The 19,406-nt window shown below is 46.6% G+C and carries 23 protein-coding genes; 1 reads left to right on the top strand and 22 read right to left on the bottom strand.

Annotated features, from left to right (window positions below; genetic code table 11):
• Positions 1-501: 501 nt before the first annotated feature.
• Positions 502-1,689, top strand: coding sequence for a protein kinase (locus LBQ97_02725; GenBank protein MDR1831633.1), 1,188 nt, complete (start codon positions 502-504; stop codon positions 1,687-1,689).
• Between the two features lie 145 nt (positions 1,690-1,834).
• On the opposite strand, the gene LBQ97_02720 is transcribed toward LBQ97_02725, so the two are convergent.
• From LBQ97_02720 to LBQ97_02615, 22 genes are all read right to left on the bottom strand, one after another.
• Positions 1,835-2,257 (bottom strand): hypothetical protein, encoded by a 423-nt coding sequence (locus LBQ97_02720; protein ID MDR1831632.1) that lies wholly within the window; start codon positions 2,255-2,257, stop codon positions 1,835-1,837.
• Between the two features lie 297 nt (positions 2,258-2,554).
• Complete coding sequence (locus LBQ97_02715) at positions 2,555-2,965, bottom strand: hypothetical protein (GenBank protein MDR1831631.1); 411 nt, start codon at positions 2,963-2,965, stop codon at positions 2,555-2,557.
• Between the two features lie 44 nt (positions 2,966-3,009).
• Positions 3,010-3,504 carry a hypothetical protein gene (locus tag LBQ97_02710; GenBank protein MDR1831630.1) on the bottom strand — a complete coding sequence of 165 codons (495 nt, stop codon included), beginning with the start codon at positions 3,502-3,504 and terminating at the stop codon, positions 3,010-3,012.
• A 144-nt stretch (positions 3,505-3,648) separates the two neighbouring features.
• Positions 3,649-4,110 (bottom strand): hypothetical protein, encoded by a 462-nt coding sequence (locus tag LBQ97_02705; GenBank protein MDR1831629.1) that lies wholly within the window; start codon positions 4,108-4,110, stop codon positions 3,649-3,651.
• A gap of 19 nt (positions 4,111-4,129) precedes the next feature.
• A complete protein-coding gene (locus tag LBQ97_02700; protein MDR1831628.1) occupies positions 4,130-4,741 on the bottom strand; it encodes a site-specific DNA-methyltransferase in 612 nt (203 codons plus the stop codon).
• Between the two features lie 151 nt (positions 4,742-4,892).
• Positions 4,893-5,483 (bottom strand): CHAP domain-containing protein, encoded by a 591-nt coding sequence (locus tag LBQ97_02695; GenBank protein ID MDR1831627.1) that lies wholly within the window; start codon positions 5,481-5,483, stop codon positions 4,893-4,895.
• A 44-nt stretch (positions 5,484-5,527) separates the two neighbouring features.
• Complete coding sequence (locus tag LBQ97_02690; protein MDR1831626.1) at positions 5,528-6,472, bottom strand: hypothetical protein; 945 nt, start codon at positions 6,470-6,472, stop codon at positions 5,528-5,530.
• A gap of 395 nt (positions 6,473-6,867) precedes the next feature.
• A complete protein-coding gene (gene avd, locus LBQ97_02685; GenBank protein MDR1831625.1) occupies positions 6,868-7,212 on the bottom strand; it encodes a diversity-generating retroelement protein Avd in 345 nt (114 codons plus the stop codon).
• Between the two features lie 123 nt (positions 7,213-7,335).
• A complete protein-coding gene (locus LBQ97_02680; GenBank protein MDR1831624.1) occupies positions 7,336-8,454 on the bottom strand; it encodes an SUMF1/EgtB/PvdO family nonheme iron enzyme in 1,119 nt (372 codons plus the stop codon).
• Entirely contained in the window at positions 8,454-8,828 is a 375-nt protein-coding gene (locus LBQ97_02675; GenBank protein MDR1831623.1) for a hypothetical protein, read from the bottom strand. Before LBQ97_02675 ends, LBQ97_02680 begins: the two co-directional genes overlap by 1 nt.
• Positions 8,829-8,839: 11 nt before the next feature.
• Positions 8,840-9,619 (bottom strand): hypothetical protein, encoded by a 780-nt coding sequence (locus LBQ97_02670; GenBank protein ID MDR1831622.1) that lies wholly within the window; start codon positions 9,617-9,619, stop codon positions 8,840-8,842.
• The gene (locus LBQ97_02665) at positions 9,620-10,225 is read right to left on the bottom strand and encodes a phage tail protein (GenBank protein MDR1831621.1); all 606 of its coding nucleotides are present in this window, start codon (positions 10,223-10,225) and stop codon (positions 9,620-9,622) included.
• A 40-nt stretch (positions 10,226-10,265) separates the two neighbouring features.
• A complete protein-coding gene (locus LBQ97_02660) occupies positions 10,266-11,381 on the bottom strand; it encodes a baseplate J/gp47 family protein (protein ID MDR1831620.1) in 1,116 nt (371 codons plus the stop codon).
• On the bottom strand, positions 11,378-11,668 hold the full coding sequence (locus LBQ97_02655) for a hypothetical protein (protein MDR1831619.1): 291 nt from the start codon (positions 11,666-11,668) through the stop codon (positions 11,378-11,380). Before LBQ97_02655 ends, LBQ97_02660 begins: the two co-directional genes overlap by 4 nt.
• Positions 11,662-12,237: a phage tail protein gene (locus tag LBQ97_02650; GenBank protein MDR1831618.1), complete on the bottom strand. Its 576-nt coding sequence runs from the start codon at positions 12,235-12,237 to the stop codon at positions 11,662-11,664. The genes LBQ97_02655 and LBQ97_02650 overlap by 7 nt, the downstream gene beginning before the upstream one ends.
• Positions 12,238-12,246: 9 nt before the next feature.
• Positions 12,247-12,714: a phage baseplate protein gene (locus LBQ97_02645; protein MDR1831617.1), complete on the bottom strand. Its 468-nt coding sequence runs from the start codon at positions 12,712-12,714 to the stop codon at positions 12,247-12,249.
• Positions 12,711-13,733 carry a late control protein gene (locus LBQ97_02640; GenBank protein ID MDR1831616.1) on the bottom strand — a complete coding sequence of 341 codons (1,023 nt, stop codon included), beginning with the start codon at positions 13,731-13,733 and terminating at the stop codon, positions 12,711-12,713. The genes LBQ97_02645 and LBQ97_02640 overlap by 4 nt, the downstream gene beginning before the upstream one ends.
• On the bottom strand, positions 13,721-13,942 hold the full coding sequence (locus LBQ97_02635) for a tail protein X (GenBank protein ID MDR1831615.1): 222 nt from the start codon (positions 13,940-13,942) through the stop codon (positions 13,721-13,723). The genes LBQ97_02640 and LBQ97_02635 overlap by 13 nt, the downstream gene beginning before the upstream one ends.
• Complete coding sequence (locus tag LBQ97_02630; protein MDR1831614.1) at positions 13,917-16,772, bottom strand: phage tail tape measure protein; 2,856 nt, start codon at positions 16,770-16,772, stop codon at positions 13,917-13,919. Before LBQ97_02630 ends, LBQ97_02635 begins: the two co-directional genes overlap by 26 nt.
• Before the next feature lie 202 nt (positions 16,773-16,974).
• The gene (locus tag LBQ97_02625) at positions 16,975-17,349 is read right to left on the bottom strand and encodes a hypothetical protein (protein ID MDR1831613.1); all 375 of its coding nucleotides are present in this window, start codon (positions 17,347-17,349) and stop codon (positions 16,975-16,977) included.
• Between the two features lie 57 nt (positions 17,350-17,406).
• On the bottom strand, positions 17,407-17,919 hold the full coding sequence (locus tag LBQ97_02620; protein ID MDR1831612.1) for a phage major tail tube protein: 513 nt from the start codon (positions 17,917-17,919) through the stop codon (positions 17,407-17,409).
• A gap of 16 nt (positions 17,920-17,935) precedes the next feature.
• Positions 17,936-19,396: a phage tail protein gene (locus LBQ97_02615; GenBank protein MDR1831611.1), complete on the bottom strand. Its 1,461-nt coding sequence runs from the start codon at positions 19,394-19,396 to the stop codon at positions 17,936-17,938.
• Positions 19,397-19,406 lie beyond the last annotated feature (10 nt).

The raw sequence follows: 19,406 nt of genomic DNA, 5'->3' as shown, positions 1-19,406 counted from the left end.
AGCCAAAAATGGCTATTATCGGCTAAAGTCCTTGAAATTATTTTCCCTCTCTTTCCACTCCCGGGTTTTCCTCTTCCTCTGCAATGAGTTTACTCATCAGTTTATCTGTGCGCTTTAGTTTCACGTATTTTGCAACAAGGTCCCACATTGTTCATCCATCACCTCGCTTTGATCTTTTGCTCTTCTGTACTACAGTTTTTCCCCAGTACATATTTCTGTCAAGTCAAATGATAAAATCAGTTGAGAGAGGCAATGGCGAATGAGCGGGCAGAATCGCAATATTCGGGAAAATCTTGCTCAGAAAGCCATTTGGCCGCATATTTAACAGAATAATAGCAAACTTAAAATAAATTATAGCAAAAAAATAACCAAGAAATGGCAAAACTGCTTTCAAGCATTGACAAATCGATAGAATTCGGGTATAATTATAAGCATAACAAAGAATCGTTTTGTGTTATTTTTGTTTCATAAATTTCTGACAAGATTTACCGAGGGAAAGAAGTGGATGATAAAACCATTATAAACACAGAACCGCGAGGATCAAATGAAACTCAGCATAATATAACAAATATTGTGGACCCTTCAGCCGAAAAAGAGAAATTACATAAAGGATTTCCCCATTTGTTAAAGGGGTCATTTTTACTTGAAAAATACGAAGTTGTAGGGACTTTTGCAGACCTGTCTTCTAAGAACGTCAGCTTATACAAATGTGAAAATCGCGGCAATGTTTATATTGCTAAAATTTATCATTGGAAAGAGTCAATCAGCTTTGACATGATAAATAGAATCATGGGGTTACGTTCTCCTTATATTGCTGAGGTTGTTGCAATTGGGGAGTATGAAGGATACCCATGTGAAATCATTCGATATTACTCGGGCGTGGATTTACACGAAAAAAGATTGACCCTGAACCAAATGGTACAAATAATATATCAACTCAACGAAGGACTCCGAACTCTTCATAGCAATAATATAATTCATGGTGATATTAAACCTGGCAATATTGTTATATCTGGATTTGACAACTCTGATTCGGAGCTCATTGAAGCAAAAATCATAGATTTTGGAATCTGCCAGTTTGTTCCCAATGCGCAGACGAAGTTGTATGCTTTAGGACACACACCAGGATACGATGCTCCGGAACTGCATAACGATTATGCGTTTGCAGCCGATTACTATTCGCTTGGAGTCTCTATTTTATCATTCATGATTGGCGGAAATCCTTTTGAAGAAATGAAGCACGCGGAACGCGTAACGTTACTTAAGGAATTATTTTCAAGATACCAGCTCGCTCCAGAATTTAAAGAATTACTTGATGGCCTGATTGCTAATAATCCAAGAGACCGTTGGACGTATAATAAGATTGCATCGTGGTGTGGTAACAATGGAATAATAAAAATAAGCGAGTTGGCATCAAAGAGGGATGAAAAATTCCGTTATGGTTATAAGGGGACCAATCGGCAGTTCGCTTTAGAGAATATGCCAGTAGTTGATCCGGAATGTCTTCATTATTCGCTATTCTGCGTTGTCGAGAATCTATTGACACGTGGAGAGCCAACACCGCTTTCCATGTTTCTGAAAAACCTCTTTAACAAAGAAATAATAAATGACGGTGATATAGATTATATATTTTCATTTAGATTTAGAGACCGCCATTTTTCAAAAACAAACATATTTTCTGAGTTATAAGCACAGGCCGCGATTTGATACCTGTTTTTTCATTTAATGTATATTATTTATATTTACTAACATTTAACAAAAAACAATAAAAAAATTGCCATAGGCACACCGATGGCACACATAATAAAAAGGCCCGGAGGCCTTTTTATTATGTTTATTCATTATCCAGAATTTCGTTTTGTTTTGTTGTTAAGGGAACTGCCGCCTTTTCTCGCGATTTCAATTCTTTGATCGCTTCCATCGCGATAGGACCGGCCGAAGTAAATCCATGCTGCCAGGCCTGCCTTAGGGTGATATGCTTTGAACCGACACGCGTGTTTCCCTCTTCGATGGCTTTTTTCAGAATCATTGTCAGCTTGCTGTTGGTCATGAAGCCATCTTCTTCGACTTTGATGCTCATAAAAGTATTTTTGATCAGGTCTGACAAGTTTTTCCCTTCAATAACGCGGAGATATTCAATTTTTTTTTCGATTTCTTTCCGTTCGTTTGCGGTGACCATGATAGTGATTTGCATTCTTTCTTTTTTTTCTTCGAGTTTCTTTCTGCCTGATCCGATTCTTTTGCCGCCGTGGGTCATTTTTTCCTCCTTGACTTTTTTCTTGTTTTGTGCTATATTTTTTTTAGGAGCCCCCGGCTTTGCCGGGGGCCTCCTTAAAACTTACTTAGGAGATCCGCTATTGCGTTTAAGACTTTGGCAAGGGCCTTGAGAACGCGTATAGCTTTATTCATCGCTGCATCTCCTTTCCGGTCTCCCGGGTTTGGACCTTTGCGGGATGTCTTACCTCCTTACAAGACATTATATCATTTATTTTGAAAAAAGTCAAGCATTTTTTCAAAATAAATGTTTTTTTGCAAATAAAAAAAAGAGGCGGGATCACACCCGCCCTGTGATTTGTTTCTCATACTGCGGCCGCAAAACCTTTTCAAAGTAGATATCTTCCTTTTCCCCCTCCCCTGTCCGCCTGAGCCCTTTGTGCCGTTTATAGGCGTCGAATCGATCGGATATGTCGCGCCGATCATCGTACATGATAAGCGTCGCGATGTCCATGCTGTTTTCCCTCATTTGTGCGATCAGTTCCTTTTGTCCGGCGATTAGCTCCTGTACGATATCAATTCCCAGCCATTTGACGGCGATCCGCTTCAGTATGCCGAATTTGTGCATAGCCCACAACACGCCGGAAAACCAGACGATCATTCCTGTGCCCTGTGATATTGCATATTTTATCGCCGTGATATGGTTGTAGGCGAGCGATTTTATCAATTTTTCTAAAATTTCCTTTTCCATCCTTTAACTCCCGCAGATTTCACTTGTCATCTTTATCCTTTTGTCTATTCTTTTTTTGCGATAACTTGCGCCTTTTGCGCGATGTCATATTTTTCTTTCAGTTCGCGGCGATATAGCGGTCGCAAAACGTTGTCAATGTATTCGCGCACTTCTCCCACGATTCCATGCGTTTCCAGATAGGCCGCCGCTTCTATTCGGATAGACGTCGGGAGCGTGGTTTCATACACTTTTGTGATCTGTATGTCTATCTTATTTTCTGTCGTCGTCTGACTGTACTTGTCGAGCTTTTTTTCCAGGGTGAACTTGGTTTCGTCAATTTTTATTTCCAGTTTGTCGATCCGCCTTATCAGATCTTCATACCCTGCTGCGTCCTGGATGTATTGTTTAGGCAGGCCTATTTTGACAGCCCACGTCGCAAAAACAAGGGATGCGGACATAAATCCGACCGCGATGAGTATCTGCTTATATGTGACCGGAAAGTGTGCCTGAAACGCTTTTTCTTCCTGTCGCCTTTCTTCCTTTTCAGAATTTGCTGCCATTTTACCTCCCATGTCATTTTCCTGTGAAAAATTTTTTGATGTATTCGATCCCGATGGTGATCTTTGGATTCTTTTCGACGGGGAGCGAAGCATATCCCTTCAGCTCCCAGTCGTCGGCCCGATAGCCCGCGCCGAGTTTAATGTCTATTTTTTTTTATTTTCCACGGATAATTCGGAAAATGCGGCAAATACAGCGTCTGCGTCCTCTTTGCCTTCGTTCAGGAGCTTGGTGACTTTTTCTGCGATTGCAGCGGCGTCTGCACCAGCAACAGCCATGGTTTGGGCGTTAAGGCACGTGCCCCATTTATCCCATGCCAGCTTTGCGATCCTGAGCAGGATGTCGTCCGGCACTATCCAGTCAATCCAGTCTGGAATATATTTTTTGATATAGACCACGACGTCGGTCAGCTTTTTCTGCCCGGATTCCTTGTTTTCTTCAAGCCACTTGATCCCTTCTTCCGCCAGCTTCTGCAAAAGTTCAAAAGCTGCCTTTTTAAGCGCCGGTGTCGTTATGGAAATTTTTCCGGTTAGCTTCCAGTTTGAAAAAATCCCGCCCAGAACGGATAGGAGCGCGCCGCCGATGATAGGTAGTAAAATTTTCCACATAATTTTCCTCCTTTTGTGTTTAATAAAATAATTTCTGCGGCACCGTCACAAGGCGATGCTCGGCCATTTTAAAAAAATCAGAATCAATTTCAATACCGATAAATTCCCTTTTTGTGTTGATGCATGCGACGCCGGTGGATCCGCTCCCCATGCAGCAGTCGAGGACGGTATCACCTTCGTCTGTGTAGGTCTTGATGAGAAATTCCAGGAGCGCCACGGGTTTTTGTGAAGGATGCGTTTTCCCGTCGTATTTATACGGTTCATCTTTTGCGTACTGTAAAATGGTGCGCGGGAACCGCAGTCCATCGTCTAATTTTGTTTTTCCACCCATTTTATTGTAAATTTTGGTCGTATCATGGCCGGAATAACGAATAATTTTTCCCGGTGTTCTGCTGAGATCTAATTCTTTTTGAGGGATATACTTTGGTGCACTCTTTGCAAAAATCAAGATGTTTTCATGATTTACGAGCGGTCGCCGGCCTGCGTTAAGAAATCCGGTGATGGATGGTTTTGCCCATATCCACTCGTATTTAAACCAGTCTATTTTGGTATGGATGAGGTCGCTTGCGAAGGGCTGCTGGCTAAACAGAATAATAACCCCCCCCCCCCTGATTTTTCGGTGTTTGCACATCTTTCAAATTCTGCAAATAATTCGCTAAGGGGGATTTTTGAATCCCATTTTGCGTGCGTGGTGCCGTAGGGTGGATCACACAAAATAAGATCCACGGAATGATCTCGGACGTGGTCCCGCATGGCGGCAATGCAGTCACCTTGAATCAGGTTCATTTTACAACCGCCAGTGAGTAGTCGGGCCGCCCAGCGCACTTGATGTATGTGCTCGTCACCTTGTAAGACTTCATGGCGACGCGTCCGCCTTCTCGCTCAAATTTTACTCCACCGGACGTGTTGCCCTCGATTGTATAGATGATCCCGTCGACGACAGAAATGACGAACCCGGTATGGCAGATGCGCTTTGACTTTTCTCCGGCAGGGATGGCTTCGAAGAAAATTTGATCACCGCGCGTGATTTCTGACTTATTCTCTATCAGCCTGCCCATTTTTTTGAATTTCGTGGCACTGTCGACAGTATAAAAAGAAAAGCCTCCGATCATTTTGGAGGCCAGTTCTTTGCCGAAGGTTTTGAGCATGAGGGCGTCGCAGAAAGTATCACACCACGCATATCCGTTGGGACAATTTACGCCGTTGTCTGTGAGATATTTGGCGAACCAGGTAAAATTTTTATTGCCGATGTTATCTGTGAACCCATTCAAGTCTTTGTTGCTGGCCTTCTCGATATATCCGATAAACTTTGTCGCGTTTGCGATAAGCGCATCCTTTGCCTCGCCAGTTGTTTTATACATATTGGCCTCCATAAAAAATACACCCTTTCGGGTGTATTTTCGATAATATAATATTTTCAGTTTTTGATTTTATCGTATTTCAAAATCGTTTGTAGCTTGAAAATGTTCATGAGGTTTTGCGTTTTGTAGGCGTCCGCATGTTGTAAGTTGCCGTTTATTGATGCGTAAATATTGACAAATTTTTCTTTCGTGATTCGTCTTGCGAGTAGCTTTTTCGCGGATCGTTTCATGTTTGCTTTTTCCCGCTTCCACGTTCTTTTCCTGACCTTGGTGTAATTGTGCCAATGGACGTATCCGACAAATTCGACGCCCATCCGGACCGGAAAGAGTCGGGTGACCTTCAAATTCAGATCAAGATGCAGTCGGTCGCGTAAGTAAATTTCTATATATGATCGCGCCTCTTGCAGTTTTGCTTTGTTTGCATCGAGCAGCAAAAAATCGTCCATGTATCGGATATAGTGGGCCGGTCGAATCTCGTTGACGATGTACTTGTCGATTTCGTTTAAAAAAATGTTGGCAAAAAGTTGGCTCGTCAAGTTTCCGATAGGGAGTCCAATGGTTTCATTTGGCAGATCCAATATTCGGCGGAAAAGCCATAACAGCTTTTTGTCTTTGATTTTCTTTTTTAATATTTCGTAAAGAATTTGCAAGTCAACGGAATTGAAAAATTTTCGCACATCGCATTTTAGACAATATAAATCGATGTTCCTCCTGTGCGCTTGGTATAGCCAGCTTTTGAGCTGAGAACTGGCAGCATGTCCACCTTTGTCATGGCGGCAGGCATAGGAATGGACATAGAATTTTTTATCAAATAGAGGCTCTATCACAGAATAGACAGCATGTTGCAGTACGCGATCCGGAAATGGCAATGCCCTGATTTTTCTTTCTTTTGGTTCTGTGACCATGAATTCGTGGTAATCGCCATGCGTATATTGGCCGGTCTGGAGCGCATCTTGCAAGGCGAAAAGATTTTCGTCAAGGGCAAAAGTATATTTCAGCACATCATCCCGGAACCGCTTGCATTTTCGCGCTTGTAGGTATGATTGATACAAGTTTGCATATTCTGTGATTTTTTCGTATAGATTTCCGGTCCTTTTCATCGCGCGCCTTATAGAAACGAGTCCCTTTCTCTTACGATACTAAGGACTCGCCCCTCTTTTAGTATTTGCCGGGTTGGCCGGGAAATGATCCTGATTATATCTTCCCATCTTTGCCCGCCGATCCGTAGACAGGCGAGTCATTTGATTATGGGTTGACAAGTCACGGCCGCACCACGGAAGCCCACATTATTGTTGACATTCCACGGCATATTATTCAGATTGGCGCAGCGCGAGCCACACGAGGCCCCGTTATTCCAATTGCCGCAGTAGACCATTCCCCTCCTGCAAAGTATATGTTATTGCTTTGCATTCTCATTTCGCAGCCACGCGCCGAGCATAGCGCCAATTTCGACCCTCTGCTTGCTAATAATTTCATAGACACGTGGAGAGATATATTTTAGTTCAAAAGATAGTTGGATCAGGTGTTTCAGGTGCTGTAGTTCGATATCGGCTTCATTCAGCGCCCCTTTTTTCTTTTCGGATTTTGCGGCTTTGACCAACTTTTTCCGGATTTCGAAAATCGTGTTTTTGATTTCTGCGGTCATTGTAAATTTCTCAGATTTTGGAAATTTCCGCAGATCATCGTATATTCTAAGTTCAAAATCGTCCAACTTCTGAATAACCTTGAGATTTTCTTCCATCCGTAGCCTTCCATTTTTTGACTTTCTATCAGATTACCATTTTTTTGACAAAAAGTCAATTTTTTTGATTTTTTGACGGCCTCCGCTTACGCTACGGCCGAAACCAGAGACCAGAGAAACAATCTAAAGACTCACGGCCGCACCACGGAAGCCCACATGAGCGTTGACACTCCACGGCATATTAGCCAGAGCGGCGCAGCGCGAGCCACACGAGGCCCCGTCATTCCAAGCGCCGCCATTTAAAGCCATTCTCAGGTCATTATCTATTACAGCATGAATTGCGCCTTTTACCACTTCGGTCGCGTTTCTAAACTGCCACGGCCCGACCGTCGGCGACACAGTGGATCCCCAGTTCTGAGTCGTCCATGAAAAATCGTTGCCGGAAATTTCCCAGACGTTCCCGGAGCAGTCCATTAAACCATAGATGGAAACTGCTTTATCAATAAGCCCACAAGGATTTCTTGCAGTGTTGGTTGTGGCCGACCAGGCATAGTTATTATTCCCATCCTGGCCGTTTGGCGACCCATCCGCCGCATGCCAGAATTCAGACATCGACAGCGGCCTTTTGCCGGTGATTCTTGATAATTTTTCCATGTAGTCATAGTAAGAAAGCCCCTCCGTCCCAGTAATCGGCACCACACCGTATTCGGACAGGAAATTCGTCGAAGTGATATAAATATCAACCCACAGGCCGAGGGCCTTGACATAGGCCATGCCCTCAGGTTCGCACACAGGGCGATGAAGCAGCGTCCACACGGAAAAGGGCTTTATTCCGAAGTAGATATTATCTTCCCATCCGGTGCCTCTTTCAATTTCCGACGTATTGATCGGGGTCAGCGTGTCCGAAACCCGGCGACACGATCCATAGTGGAATCCTCCAATTTTTCGGGAGTTGTCGGGACTTTTCCCGATTGGGTAAGTCGCATTCAGGGATATCACAATATCGGCCACGTTTCCGGCTGCCGGTTCGCAGGCATAGACATAATAATCTTTACCGTTTTGGAAGGCACCGGAGTCAAGATTTGAGGCATTGACGACAACATCGTCCTCGGTCCGGAATATGGACTGTCCGACCCCGATCATTGTCCCTTGCAGAAGTACAAGAGCGGCGTCGCCGTTTGCTTGCAAATAATCTTTTTGAGGAGCCGTCAAGCTGGAAATGTAGGAAAGTTTTTCGACCGTCAGTTTTGCGAGGGGGTTGATTTTGGACGCGTCGTCAATAAATGTACGGGCTAAAGACATTAGGCGCTCACCTCCGCGATCATAGCGTCGATTTCAGCTTTAGAGACGCCGATCTTTTCAAGATTCGGAAATCCGTATGATACCGGATAATAAATTTCAGTAAACCCGGCGGCCGGTATCCTGAAATATTCCACAGATTGCCCGTTTTCATCTTGTTCTGTGACAAGCTCTTTTCCGACGGCCGTGATATTGTCGTTTTTGGTTACTTTGATGTGTGTGCCGTCATTTTCAAGCACAGGGAGATATATAATTTTTTCAGCCCCCAGCGTTTCCAGTTCTTTTTTCCATTCGTTTCGGTTGATATGGCCATTTATAGCCATGTTGTGCATATTGGTGAGGTCTGTTTTTGTTTTGATTTTACTGATTCCTTTCACTTTTCCTCCGTCTATCCGAGATAGAAATCATCAAGATAATCAGCCCCGATGGCTGACGTCAAGTTAAGCAGGCCCAGAAAGGCCATGATGTTTTGTATGTCCTGCTCATGCCTTTCCCACGTGACCGGCTTCAGCTGGTAGTCCGGGGTCGTATTGCCCGCCGCCCATTCGCGATTGTCGCCGATATTCTTGTAATATGTTTCGTTTGCGCCTTTGTACACACCGCCGGAAATGAGCATTTGCCGCCCGTCGCCCAGTTCTCCGATATATTGCAGCCCTGTCTTTGTATATCGCCTGTCTCCGGTTTCCAGCGTGACAACCTCGGAATGTCCGATGACGATATCAGCCTGATCGTTGTTTTCGAACTCCATGACGAAGTCGTAAGCGACGATATACGTCGGAGACAGCGTATTCGATGGAATAGTGTCATAGTCGCCCGCTTCTACCATTCCATACGCAAACAGAATTTCCGGACCGCTCCCTAATCTGGCCTTGATGGCAAGCTCGTTTGCGTGGAATGATGTGGTTAGGTTGGCATTTGTAAGTTGTAGCTTGATGATGAGCTTATATACCGGCTGTTCGTTTGAGTCATAGCTGATATCGACGATTTTGTCGATACACGCGAGATCCATTCTCTTGTCTACGAGTTCCGTGATTTCTCTTGGATTCCCGCTGTAGCGCCCAGCACCCAGTTCCCCTTGCGTAAAAAATAAGATGTCTGAGCCGATCCCCACTGAAGCGATAAGGAGCCGACCGGCATTTGTGATGGTGTAACCTTGAAATACTGCCATTTAATCACCTCCTGCGCTCTGTGTTTGGTTGACGCTCAATCCTTTATTTATCGGTACGCCCAGCGGTTCCAGCCAGATTCCTGCGCGACTTTCTGTGATAGATTGCGCCTCCGTCTTTTTACAACCGGTCTTGAGGCCGATCTTTTTTGATATCACCGTCCGGAACGTCATGGAATCAAGGATCTGGCTTTTTTTCTTGACATGCTCGATCCGGTTGATGATCCGTGATATATATTCCGGCGCGGTACCGTTTACCATAAATTTGAAATGCCCCGGATCGCCGCTGTATTCCCACCATTCCAATATCTGCGCGTCGGAGAAAAAAATATCCAGGAGATCCTGTACGGCTCCTGGAGTTCCGAATGTTGCATGTAATATAAATGACTCTTTGCAGCTTTTCCGCTTTTCTGCCAGCGTCATGGTGCCGTCGTACCAGTCAATGTGCAGCTCTTTGGCCGCGAGGTCGCATTCCTTATCTGTAAATTCGTCGACGCGGTCCAGAAAAACAAGGAATCTAATGTTTTCAATCAGGTGCGTTTTGATCGCTTCTTCAATGACTGCCAGTATGGCGCTGTCGCGTATGAGGTCGGGCGCGAGCTGCTTCAAGATCCCGTCTGAAAAAATGGTTTTCATGATCGACATGGCATCACTCTTCCGGGTGTAGCGAAATCGCTGTGCAGATCAAGATTGTGGTTTCGGCCGGAATAATGTCAAGTGTTGGATCGTTGAACGTAATCTTTCGAATGTTTTTATTGCTTTTACAAATATATTCGATGTCTTGCAGCAGCAGTTCCGTGCCCATCTTGAATCCGTTTGTATAGTCCGTAAGCGCCGACAGTAGTTGAGCTTCGACATCTACAGCGTTTTCGGCAGCGGTCTCGTAGAGCTGGAAATTGATGTCCAGTGTAAAGTTTATACTCAGCGGGTCAAGGATCTGAATTACGTCACCCATAGCGCGGATCTTTTTTTGTGGTTCGTTGTATAAATAGTCCAGGATCGCATCTTTTTGCTCTTGTGATAGTAATGTCTGGCCATTGATGACATAGATATTCAAGTGGTTTGCCGACGGGGTCAGAATGCGCACGTCCGTCACGAGCGTCGACGCTTGCAGGAGCCAATAAATATACGCTCCTTCTGCACCGGCAGATGTGAAAGATTCCGGAAGTAGTTCCAGGCGCGTTCGATATTCGTCATCGGTTTCGGATTCCCTGCCTCCGGTTACTTGCGTGATATTTTCCACTGACCCATAATATTCATATCTGTCCACGATTTCGGTGATAACGCCTGTGGGAAGGTCCCCGATGTCGCCTATGTCATTGCAGATAACCGGTACGTCGACATAATCCTCGCCAACGGGAATCGTGTGATTCGCAGGCGCGTGGAAAAGGTGTTCTTGATATAGGAATCTCGTCCCGGCCGGGATCATGACCGGAACCGGCGCTGGAATGGAAATGTGACAGCGCATGGTTGTCATGGCCGCACTGCCTGGCAGACGCGCACCCCTTGTACCGTAGTTCATGCCTTTGAGGTCCAGTCGGATGTTGCGCGCGTATGGCAGATAGTTCTGCCGGGCGATATCGTTCATAGTCGCCTTGATGATGGCCAGATAATCGGCCACCGTCGCATAAATATAGCTGATCTCCGATACTACCGGCACATCTTTCCCGGTCTTTTCCCTGTGCGCCGCGATCATCTGGTCATAGATTTCCAGCGGTTCGGATTCGATAAGTTTGAGTTTCGGGTCCGGCGTAAATACGCTCATGTGATCACCTCAATTTTTGCCTTTATGGACAAGCCGGTTTCGATATATTGGCTTAATATGTTGATTATTTCGATTTCTGGAATATATTTTTTTACCTGTTGCGTAAGTTCGGCTTGGATGACATTCTCGATTACATTGATCGGCTTGTCAATTATTCTCGCGTCAATACCGATGTCGCGGAAAAGTGGGACTGTGCCTCGTTTTGTATTGAGGAGCGTCCAGAATTGATATATCGGATTGCTCGTGTCAACATCCGGCCGGATTTGGCTGTCAAGTTCTTTTACCACAGACGACCACCCGCCAGACTTGCGATGGCCCCGACGTTCTTTTCGGCGATGGCCGTCCCGACGGCCGCCACCGTTCCCAGAATTCCGGAAATTTCAGCGCCAACCCTATTGATGGCGGGCACATATTCTTCGAGATTGAGGTCCGCTTCGGCGATAGCCGGATGCCCGTTCGTGGCTGTGTAAACATATTTGATCCCGACGCTTGTCAGGCTGTAGGTGCCGAAGCTGCGGCCGCCGATAATGAGTGAATAATGTTCTCCGTTCTCCGCGATCCGCTGGACCGTGTTCATGAATCCAGGGATGGATGTCCGCGTCCCGATGAGTTTGATGGGCACTGTAGCCGTACGCAGCTCCCGTGTTTGGAATTCTGTGATGTCTACCGTGCCGAGCCGTTGGTGTTTTGTGGATCGTCCTTTATACGTGATGGAAAAATCACGCGGAGTCAGTTGCTTGCGTTCGGACACTTGGAAAGTCAATGGCCCATAACTCCCGATTGATCCGGCATAGTTGAAAATATTAAACGTATTCAGGAAATTGACGGCGGTGCTGATCGCTCCCAAAATTCCCATGTTCCCTCCTTACTGCATCGGATCCGTCTTTGCCCCGCCCGGGGTAATTCCGCCGTGATCGTGGTGCGTGACGTCCGTTCCGTTGTTGGTATATACGCCGTTCTGCGTCATGTTTCCGCTTATGACAAAGTTCGAAGCGGTCAGCGTGATGGTCCCGCCTTCGTCGATGTCCAGCTTGCTGCCGCCGAAATCAAAGACGAAATGATCTTTGACGGCCGCAGGCGTGTTTTCCGTGGTGAAATACCCGCCGACGATCATTCCCCGATCGGCCTGATCATTGCCATCACCGGCAAAAATAACAAAAACCGGGGTTCCCGGTTTCATTGGTCCTGTGATGCGATTCCCGAAGACGACCGGCGATAGGACCGGCAGAAAGTCCGTGATCATGTCCTCGTCTTCTTCGAGCTTTACCCGCGCCGTGTATGTCGCGGCGTCAAAGTCTTGTATGGTGCCGGGGCCGCCCCGTAGTTGTTTCATTTTGCCTCCGCCTTGATCTTATAGCATTTGTATTTCGTCTGCCATCCGGGCAGCGTGTTGGTGACCGTGGTCACGAGGTATTTTCCGCCGTATTCCCCACTATTGACCAGCATGACCGTACATCCGGCGTATATCGTCCGGCGGCCGACTTCTGTGATCTCGATTTCTATTTCCCACTTGTTGGCCTGTTCCAGCTCGTTTTTCGCGTATGCCCGCATGTCGTCTACCTTGCTTTTCGCCTCGACCCGCAGGACTTTTTCCGGTTCATCCTCGACCGTCCCTCCAGTAATTTCCGCCCACGTCAGCTTGACGGTTTCCTTTTTGTTCGTTTTGGTGCTCTTGTAGGTGACTTCTATGGCGTCATAGATGTCGTCGCTTTTGTCGGTGATCTGGTAGTCGATGACGTTGTTCATGTCGACCATGGCAGTCGGCAGTTTGGCGGCAAAATCTTCTTCGGAAAAAAGGACGAGCTTGTTATAGGTCAATTTTACCTTGACGCCCTGTTCGTCCGCGATTTTGGAGAAGAAAGCGAAATCGGTTTCCTTTTCCTGCATGAGGTTTTTCAGCTGGATTTCCTTCTCGGGTAAATATTGGTACTCCAGATCGTACTTGGTGGCAAATTCCTGCCCGAGATCCTCCAGGCTTATCTTTTCCCATGTCTTGCTCCGCTCGACGTTTTTCGCCTTCAGGGGGGCTGATATGGCTTTTATGGTGGCGGTCTCCTTGTTGTAGCTTTTTTCATCAAGAAAAAAGATTCCGGCTTTCGCGATCTGTGTCGCTTCGAATTCGTTTTCCCAGTAGTGGGAGAGGATCAAAAGGCTGAGTTGCTGTTTCTTCTTGAAACCCCATCCGGCGGATAGAAATTTGTTTTCAGTGTTGACCAGCGTGATTTGCAGATCGTCCAGTTCCCCCTCGAGGTGATCCGTGACCGTAACCTGTTGTAGATAGGGCGCAAGCGGCGCGGTAATATCCGCGCCATCCAGTAGTATCTGTGCGTTTGCGCGTCTCATGATGCCCATGGCGCGACTCCTTCCTTTTCTTCAGGCGGGATGGCCGGAACGATCAGCAGGATGCCGTCTGTAAAAAAGACGACGTTGGAGAATTCGATGTTTGCGTCTATGAGGTCAACCATCCGGCGTTCCTGACCATAGACTTTGAAGGCGATCAGGTCCCAGGTGTCGCCCTGTTCTGTTTCGTATGTGTTATAGCTTTCTTCTTTCCCTGTCATGTTTGGCATCATCCCTCTTTTTCAGTTCTATCCGGACGCGCTTGGCGATCTCTTCCCCGATCTGCGAGGCGATTCCCGCGTCGGCGTTGCCGCCGATGGTGATGTTGCCGATGGAAAAAGAAAAAGATTCGCTGTTGTCGCCGTTTTTATAGGTGTTGCTTGTGTTATAGTTTGAGGCTGTGGTCGACACGCGGTCAAGGATTCCGCCTCTTTTGTTGATCGCGCCGATTTGGGAGCCGAACAGGCTTGTAAATGATCTGTTTTCTGCGGCCGTGAGGACTCTTTCGCCCGCGTGCAGGTAGGAAAGATAGTTATCAAACGGGACGTTTGCAAGGCCTTTGGCGTGGGTTCCATAGATCGTACCGGCAAAGGTTAGGTTCGGATCCACGACGGGGTCTTTGCCCGCTTTGCCGACAAAAAAATTTTTGGCGGATTCTATTGCTTTTGCGGGAATCTTTGCGATTTCGTTGAGAATGTCGCCCACCCATGTTTTGAATGTATTCCATAGGCTGTCAAAGAATGTCCCGAAGGCGGCCAGAAGGCTGCCGACGATGCCGTCGCCTTCTTTCCAGTGGGTCCAGAATTCTTTGGCGGCGTCTATCAGAGCAAAGATCGGAGCGCCGATCAAGCGGATGCCGTTTTCAACGTGTTGCAGAAACGGATATTCGTCTTTCCACTTTTGCCAGAATTCTTGGACATTTGATACGGCTTCTATTATTGAGGCAGCAAATAGTTTTATCTTGTCACAAATAGTAACTATGCGTTCCTTGACAGAATTTGCGATTGCTTTGATTTTTTCCCAAAATGCAATAAACCAGGCTTTTATCGGCTCCCAGTTTTTCCAGATAAAATATGCGGCCGTGGCGATTACGGTGATAAGGATTACCCAGGGATTGAACACGTTTGATGCTGCCCCGATTGCTTTGAAAACGCCTCCCGCTTTGATAATTGCCTCTTTTATGTTCGATATTGTCGAAACAACTTTTGCTCCCGCCATGACGACAGATAATCCGACGGCGACAGTATCCGGGCCTATTTTTTGGATAATTTTTATAATCGGGTCTATAGTCCGAATGGCGAATGCAAAGGCATTGGCAAGTTTTAAAACTCCATCGCCAATTAGTTTAAAAAATCCTAATCCGGGGGTTTCTTTGGGAAACCAGCTTCTGATTGTTTCGGCTGCAGGGGCAAATATTTTTTTCAGATCTTTAATAAAATTGATGATTTTGATTCTGATTTTATACCAAAACCCGACGACTTTATCATTCACCGCATCTTCCCAATTTCCATTTAATACAAGAACCAATTTTCCGATATAATTGCTTAGCGCTTTGACCTTATCCACAACCGCATCAGAAAAAATCATTTTCCCGACGATTATTTGGAAGTTATTCCACGCTGATTTAAGGGCTGTTATTGCTCCGGCAGCTCCTTCGCGCATGATGTTTGCTGTTTTTTGTGTCGCCCCTTGTGCATGGTCAGCCATTGTCGCTTCATATGCCTTTATTGCTTGACTTCCTTTGAATCCCCCATATTCCGAAACCATCATCGCGCCAACTGTTTTGGATCCCTGCGCTCCAAAAATATTGTAAAGGAAATTGGCTTGATCAACTTTGCCCATCTTTGCCGTTTTCTTTTCAACTTGCTCCAAAAGTTTGACAAAACCTATGAAATTGCCCTTTTGGTCTTTGATGTTGATTCCAAATTTTTTGGCTTTTTGTGAGGCGTCGACAAGTCCGGCAGCTAAGTTGCGACCTGCTTGTCCGCCTTCGAGGTTTGTCTCTCCGAGCATGCCGATGACGGCGACCGTTTCGTCAAGACTGATTCCCATGAGGTTCGCCTTGGTGCCCACGTATTTGATGGCCTCTCCGAGTCCTTCAATGTCTACTTTTCGCGTGGCCGATACATAGACAAGTTTGTCCATGGCTTTTTCGGCATCTTTAACCGGCACTTGGAATGCGGCCATCGTTCCGAGCAGTATCTTGGTGGATTGCTGCATATCGGCTCCGCTTGCCGTGGCGAGATCCAATAATTTTGGAAGTAGTTCGATTTGGTCGTCTACGGATTTGCCTGCCCTTGACAATTCTTCAAGAGCTTGAGCCGCCTGAGTCGATGTGAATTGTGTACTGGCCCCAGCTTTCAATGCCGCCTCTTCAAGTCTGATATAATCTTTTTCAGTGGCTAAAGAAACAGCTTGAACTTTTTTCATTTGTTGCTGAAAAGTCAAATATTCTGTGGTCCCCTGTTTCGCTGTATAAACCCCGGCAGCTCCGGCCAGCGCGCCAGCCATTAGGGCTTTTCTGCCTAAATAAGCTGCTCCCGATAAAATAGCATTTTGTCCGCCCTTCAGTGCATTCTTTGTCCGCTCTTTGATAGCGTTTTGCGCTTCCATTCTTTTTGCGGCTTTTGCCGTTTCATGTAGTTCCTTTTGCAGCTTGTTCTGTTCATCGGCAAGACCATGCGTATTATTTTGATATTCTTTTATTGACTTACTGACTTTTGTGATTTGTGTGTCGTATTTTTTATTTTCTTTCACAAGCGCCCTCAATTTTGCCTCTTCTTCCGTTGATAATGCGCCGACGCTTTTCTTGACGTCGATCAATCTCTGAATTTCATTTTTGTTTTTAAAATAGGCGTCATTAAGAGATTTAAGGCGATTTACAGCCGAAACTTCTTTTTTTGCTGCTCTATCAAATTCTGAATTTTTCTTCGCCAGTTCCCTCTCCAACGCCCCGACCTTGGCGGCAATATCCTGTATCCCTTTCGGCAGCAGCTTATCGACCCGACCCATGATAGACATCACAACGTCCATCTGCTTTTGTCCTGGCATATCTCCTCCTATTTGGAATATCGCTTGTTCAGTTCTTCGACCCGCTGTTCATAGATTTCGGTCAGTTCTTCCAGTCGCCCGATGGTGCTGTTCATCAAAGTTTCGTATGATATGTTCATGTTCACGCCCCATGGATCATTGAGGTTCATCGCCAGAATATCCACCAGCTTTTTGATGTTTTCCGGGAAATCCGACCCCCATTTTATGATAAAAAATCAGAAATCACGTCCGAGATTTTTTTCATGTCCTTGGGGTGCAGCTTCAGGATGTCCTCGTATTTTGTGCCGGTGGCGTACTCGGCCACCATGGCCATATATACTTCGTCTACTTCCGGAATCAATCGCGCATTTTTGCCGCGATCCCGGTTGTAGCGATCCTTGATCAGCGTGATCTTTTTAGTATTGATTTTGGAAAAGTCAAATTTCAGGACATCCCCGTTTTTTAGAACAATTTCCGTCTTGTCTTCCTTTGCTTCTCCGTCAATCTCGTCGCTGATACTTGCGCCGCTTGCCGCAGACTTGTTCCTCTGGATTTCTTCTTTCGCTTCTTCGAAATCCGGGTTGAAAATGTCTTCCATGTTTTTCTCCTTTCAAGTATTCGCGACGCGCCCGATATTGAGCGCGTCGCGTGATGTTTATTGCAGGTTTTTGGCCAGTTCTGCATACAGGTCTTCGCCGTTGCAAATGCAGATGCCGTTCAGCGTGTCGATCTCGTGGATCACCTGGCCGTCGATTTCCAATTTATAGTATGTTGTAGCGATTTCGTCGTCGCGATTGTTTTTGGACGCTGCGCCGAGTTCGCCTCCGGCTTTCTTTTTGAATTTACCTTTGACGGTGGCCACGAGTTTCTTGTAGGCGTTGATGTGGGTGCTGGATTCCGTCCCCGCGATGGCAGCACTGATAATGAGCGCCGTATTCAGCGCTCCGGCAAGATACATGCCGGGGTTCATTTCGATCCATGACAGCGTCGTTGTCATAGCCGAATTGATAATGGGTAAAACTTCTTCATAGGCCGCGATTCCCAGCCCCTTGATTTCTTCGGCCGCCCGTTCGACGTCCGGCAAGCTGACATTTGCGAGCCCAACAAGCTGATTTGTGCCGTCTTTTTTTACGATGGTGTCCGCGATCATTCCCGGTTTAAAACTCATTTATAATGTCACCCCCTTATTCCCAGAAAGATTCCAGATATCCGGCGTCAAGTTCGAAGCCGTTTTCAAGCGCTTCTCCGGGAGGCACCGCTCCGATGTAGGAGTGCCACCTGAATTTTCCGTCGATCATCCGCTGTGCGGAATTTTCTTCCAGCAGGAATTCGATTCGGCCGCCCAACAGCTTGCCCTGCGCGTATTTGTCGTCCAGATAATTCTGATAATTTGCCTGGATGCTTTTCGCTTTGGCCGGGGTCATCGGCTTGTCCACGTCGTTGGACGTGTTGAGGATCCAGTCGTTGGCGCACTGTTTCATAACGGACTTGTAGCACAAGAGCGTGTCTTTCGGGTCCGTGTTTCCGCCCGGCTGATATACTGACGTCCGGTTTCCCCAGAGTACGGTGCCGTTTGGTCGCTTGATGATCGTCGCGATGCCGTTGGCGTTCAGGAGATTCGCTTCCTCTTCCGACAGCGCCAGATCGACATATTTCTGCTGCGCGGCGTCATAGTAGGCGATTCCCGTGGCCTTGATATTGTTGTTTGATGGCGACTGGTGCGGCCATCCGCCGTTTTGGATGTTGACCGAAGCGGCAAGAAAGGCCGCAAAGACCGACTGATTCCAGTATTCCCCGTTGTATTTCGCCGCTCCAAACAAAAGATATTGATCGGGATCGATCCAGTTATGGTCTTTTTTAAATTGAATGACCTCCCCGTATTTCACCGTGTGGGGAATGTCGTAAAAAGTATTGTATGACTGCCACTTGTTATTGATCAGCGACAGTTTTGTATCAAGAATTGCACGCAAGTTGTCGGAATAAAACCCGGGAACGATCCCATAAGACGGGATCATGGACCATTCGTCGAAAAGATTGTCCACGCACTGCAAGCCGGTTTTGTGGTTCGTGATCGGGTCCACGGTTCCGATGATGTCGTCTTCGGTGACAAGCGACGGGTCGAGATAGCTGTACTCAACGTCTACCGCAGGCGGGAACGTAGCTGCAGTGAATTTCACGATCAGCTGCCCGTCTGCGTCGAATTCCAGTGTATAATCCGTCGCGGCCACCAGCGAGGAATCCGTTGATTTCTTGACGACCACGGTGGATGTCAGGATGCCGACCTGCGACACGGTGACTTTCTTGTTTACGACGGCCAGATCCTGAGTCTGTCCCGTCGTGCTGTGATCTTCAGGATTGAGGACGTTGACGCAAACAATAGGCTTTACCCCAAAAAGTTGCAGGCCCACAAAGAGCGCCTCGGTTAAGGTAAATCCGGGGATCCGTTTCGATGCCCCGAAGTTGGTCACAACGTCCGAAAGGCTTTGGATGACGACCAGTTTATTGACCGCCGACAGGTCTGCCGCCATATTCACGGGAGCCGTACCTACGATGAATACGGGATTCTGCACCGTAACGATTCCTTTTATAGAGCTTTCATACTCTTGCGTATAGCTGCCATGCGGATTGATATCTGTGAAAGGCATTTCATCATCT

Source organism: Fusobacteriaceae bacterium (genome assembly GCA_031272775.1).
Taxonomy (GTDB): domain Bacteria; phylum Fusobacteriota; class Fusobacteriia; order Fusobacteriales; family Fusobacteriaceae; genus JAISST01.
This window is presented reverse-complemented; position numbering and strand designations above follow the sequence as displayed.

What these genes read in the sequence shown, in the direction of transcription:
- LBQ97_02720 (MDR1831632.1), bottom strand. Translation starts at nt 2,257, where the DNA reads ATGACCCACGGCGGCAAAAGAATCGGATCAGGCAGAAAGAAACTCGAA.
- LBQ97_02715 (MDR1831631.1), bottom strand. Translation starts at nt 2,965, where the DNA reads ATGGAAAAGGAAATTTTAGAAAAATTGATAAAATCGCTCGCCTACAAC.
- LBQ97_02710 (MDR1831630.1), bottom strand. Translation starts at nt 3,504, where the DNA reads ATGGCAGCAAATTCTGAAAAGGAAGAAAGGCGACAGGAAGAAAAAGCG.
- LBQ97_02705 (MDR1831629.1), bottom strand. Translation starts at nt 4,110, where the DNA reads ATGTGGAAAATTTTACTACCTATCATCGGCGGCGCGCTCCTATCCGTT.
- LBQ97_02700 (MDR1831628.1), bottom strand. Translation starts at nt 4,741, where the DNA reads ATGTGCAAACACCGAAAAATCAGGGGGGGGGGGGTTATTATTCTGTTT.
- LBQ97_02695 (MDR1831627.1), bottom strand. Translation starts at nt 5,483, where the DNA reads ATGGAGGCCAATATGTATAAAACAACTGGCGAGGCAAAGGATGCGCTT.
- avd (MDR1831625.1), bottom strand. Translation starts at nt 7,212, where the DNA reads ATGGAAGAAAATCTCAAGGTTATTCAGAAGTTGGACGATTTTGAACTT.
- LBQ97_02680 (MDR1831624.1), bottom strand. Translation starts at nt 8,454, where the DNA reads ATGTCTTTAGCCCGTACATTTATTGACGACGCGTCCAAAATCAACCCC.
- LBQ97_02670 (MDR1831622.1), bottom strand. Translation starts at nt 9,619, where the DNA reads ATGGCAGTATTTCAAGGTTACACCATCACAAATGCCGGTCGGCTCCTT.
- LBQ97_02660 (MDR1831620.1), bottom strand. Translation starts at nt 11,381, where the DNA reads ATGAGCGTATTTACGCCGGACCCGAAACTCAAACTTATCGAATCCGAA.
- LBQ97_02650 (MDR1831618.1), bottom strand. Translation starts at nt 12,237, where the DNA reads ATGGGAATTTTGGGAGCGATCAGCACCGCCGTCAATTTCCTGAATACG.
- LBQ97_02645 (MDR1831617.1), bottom strand. Translation starts at nt 12,714, where the DNA reads ATGAAACAACTACGGGGCGGCCCCGGCACCATACAAGACTTTGACGCC.
- LBQ97_02640 (MDR1831616.1), bottom strand. Translation starts at nt 13,733, where the DNA reads ATGGGCATCATGAGACGCGCAAACGCACAGATACTACTGGATGGCGCG.
- LBQ97_02635 (MDR1831615.1), bottom strand. Translation starts at nt 13,942, where the DNA reads ATGACAGGGAAAGAAGAAAGCTATAACACATACGAAACAGAACAGGGC.
- LBQ97_02630 (MDR1831614.1), bottom strand. Translation starts at nt 16,772, where the DNA reads ATGCCAGGACAAAAGCAGATGGACGTTGTGATGTCTATCATGGGTCGG.
- LBQ97_02625 (MDR1831613.1), bottom strand. Translation starts at nt 17,349, where the DNA reads ATGGAAGACATTTTCAACCCGGATTTCGAAGAAGCGAAAGAAGAAATC.
- LBQ97_02620 (MDR1831612.1), bottom strand. Translation starts at nt 17,919, where the DNA reads ATGAGTTTTAAACCGGGAATGATCGCGGACACCATCGTAAAAAAAGAC.
- LBQ97_02615 (MDR1831611.1), bottom strand. Translation starts at nt 19,396, where the DNA reads ATGCCTTTCACAGATATCAATCCGCATGGCAGCTATACGCAAGAGTAT.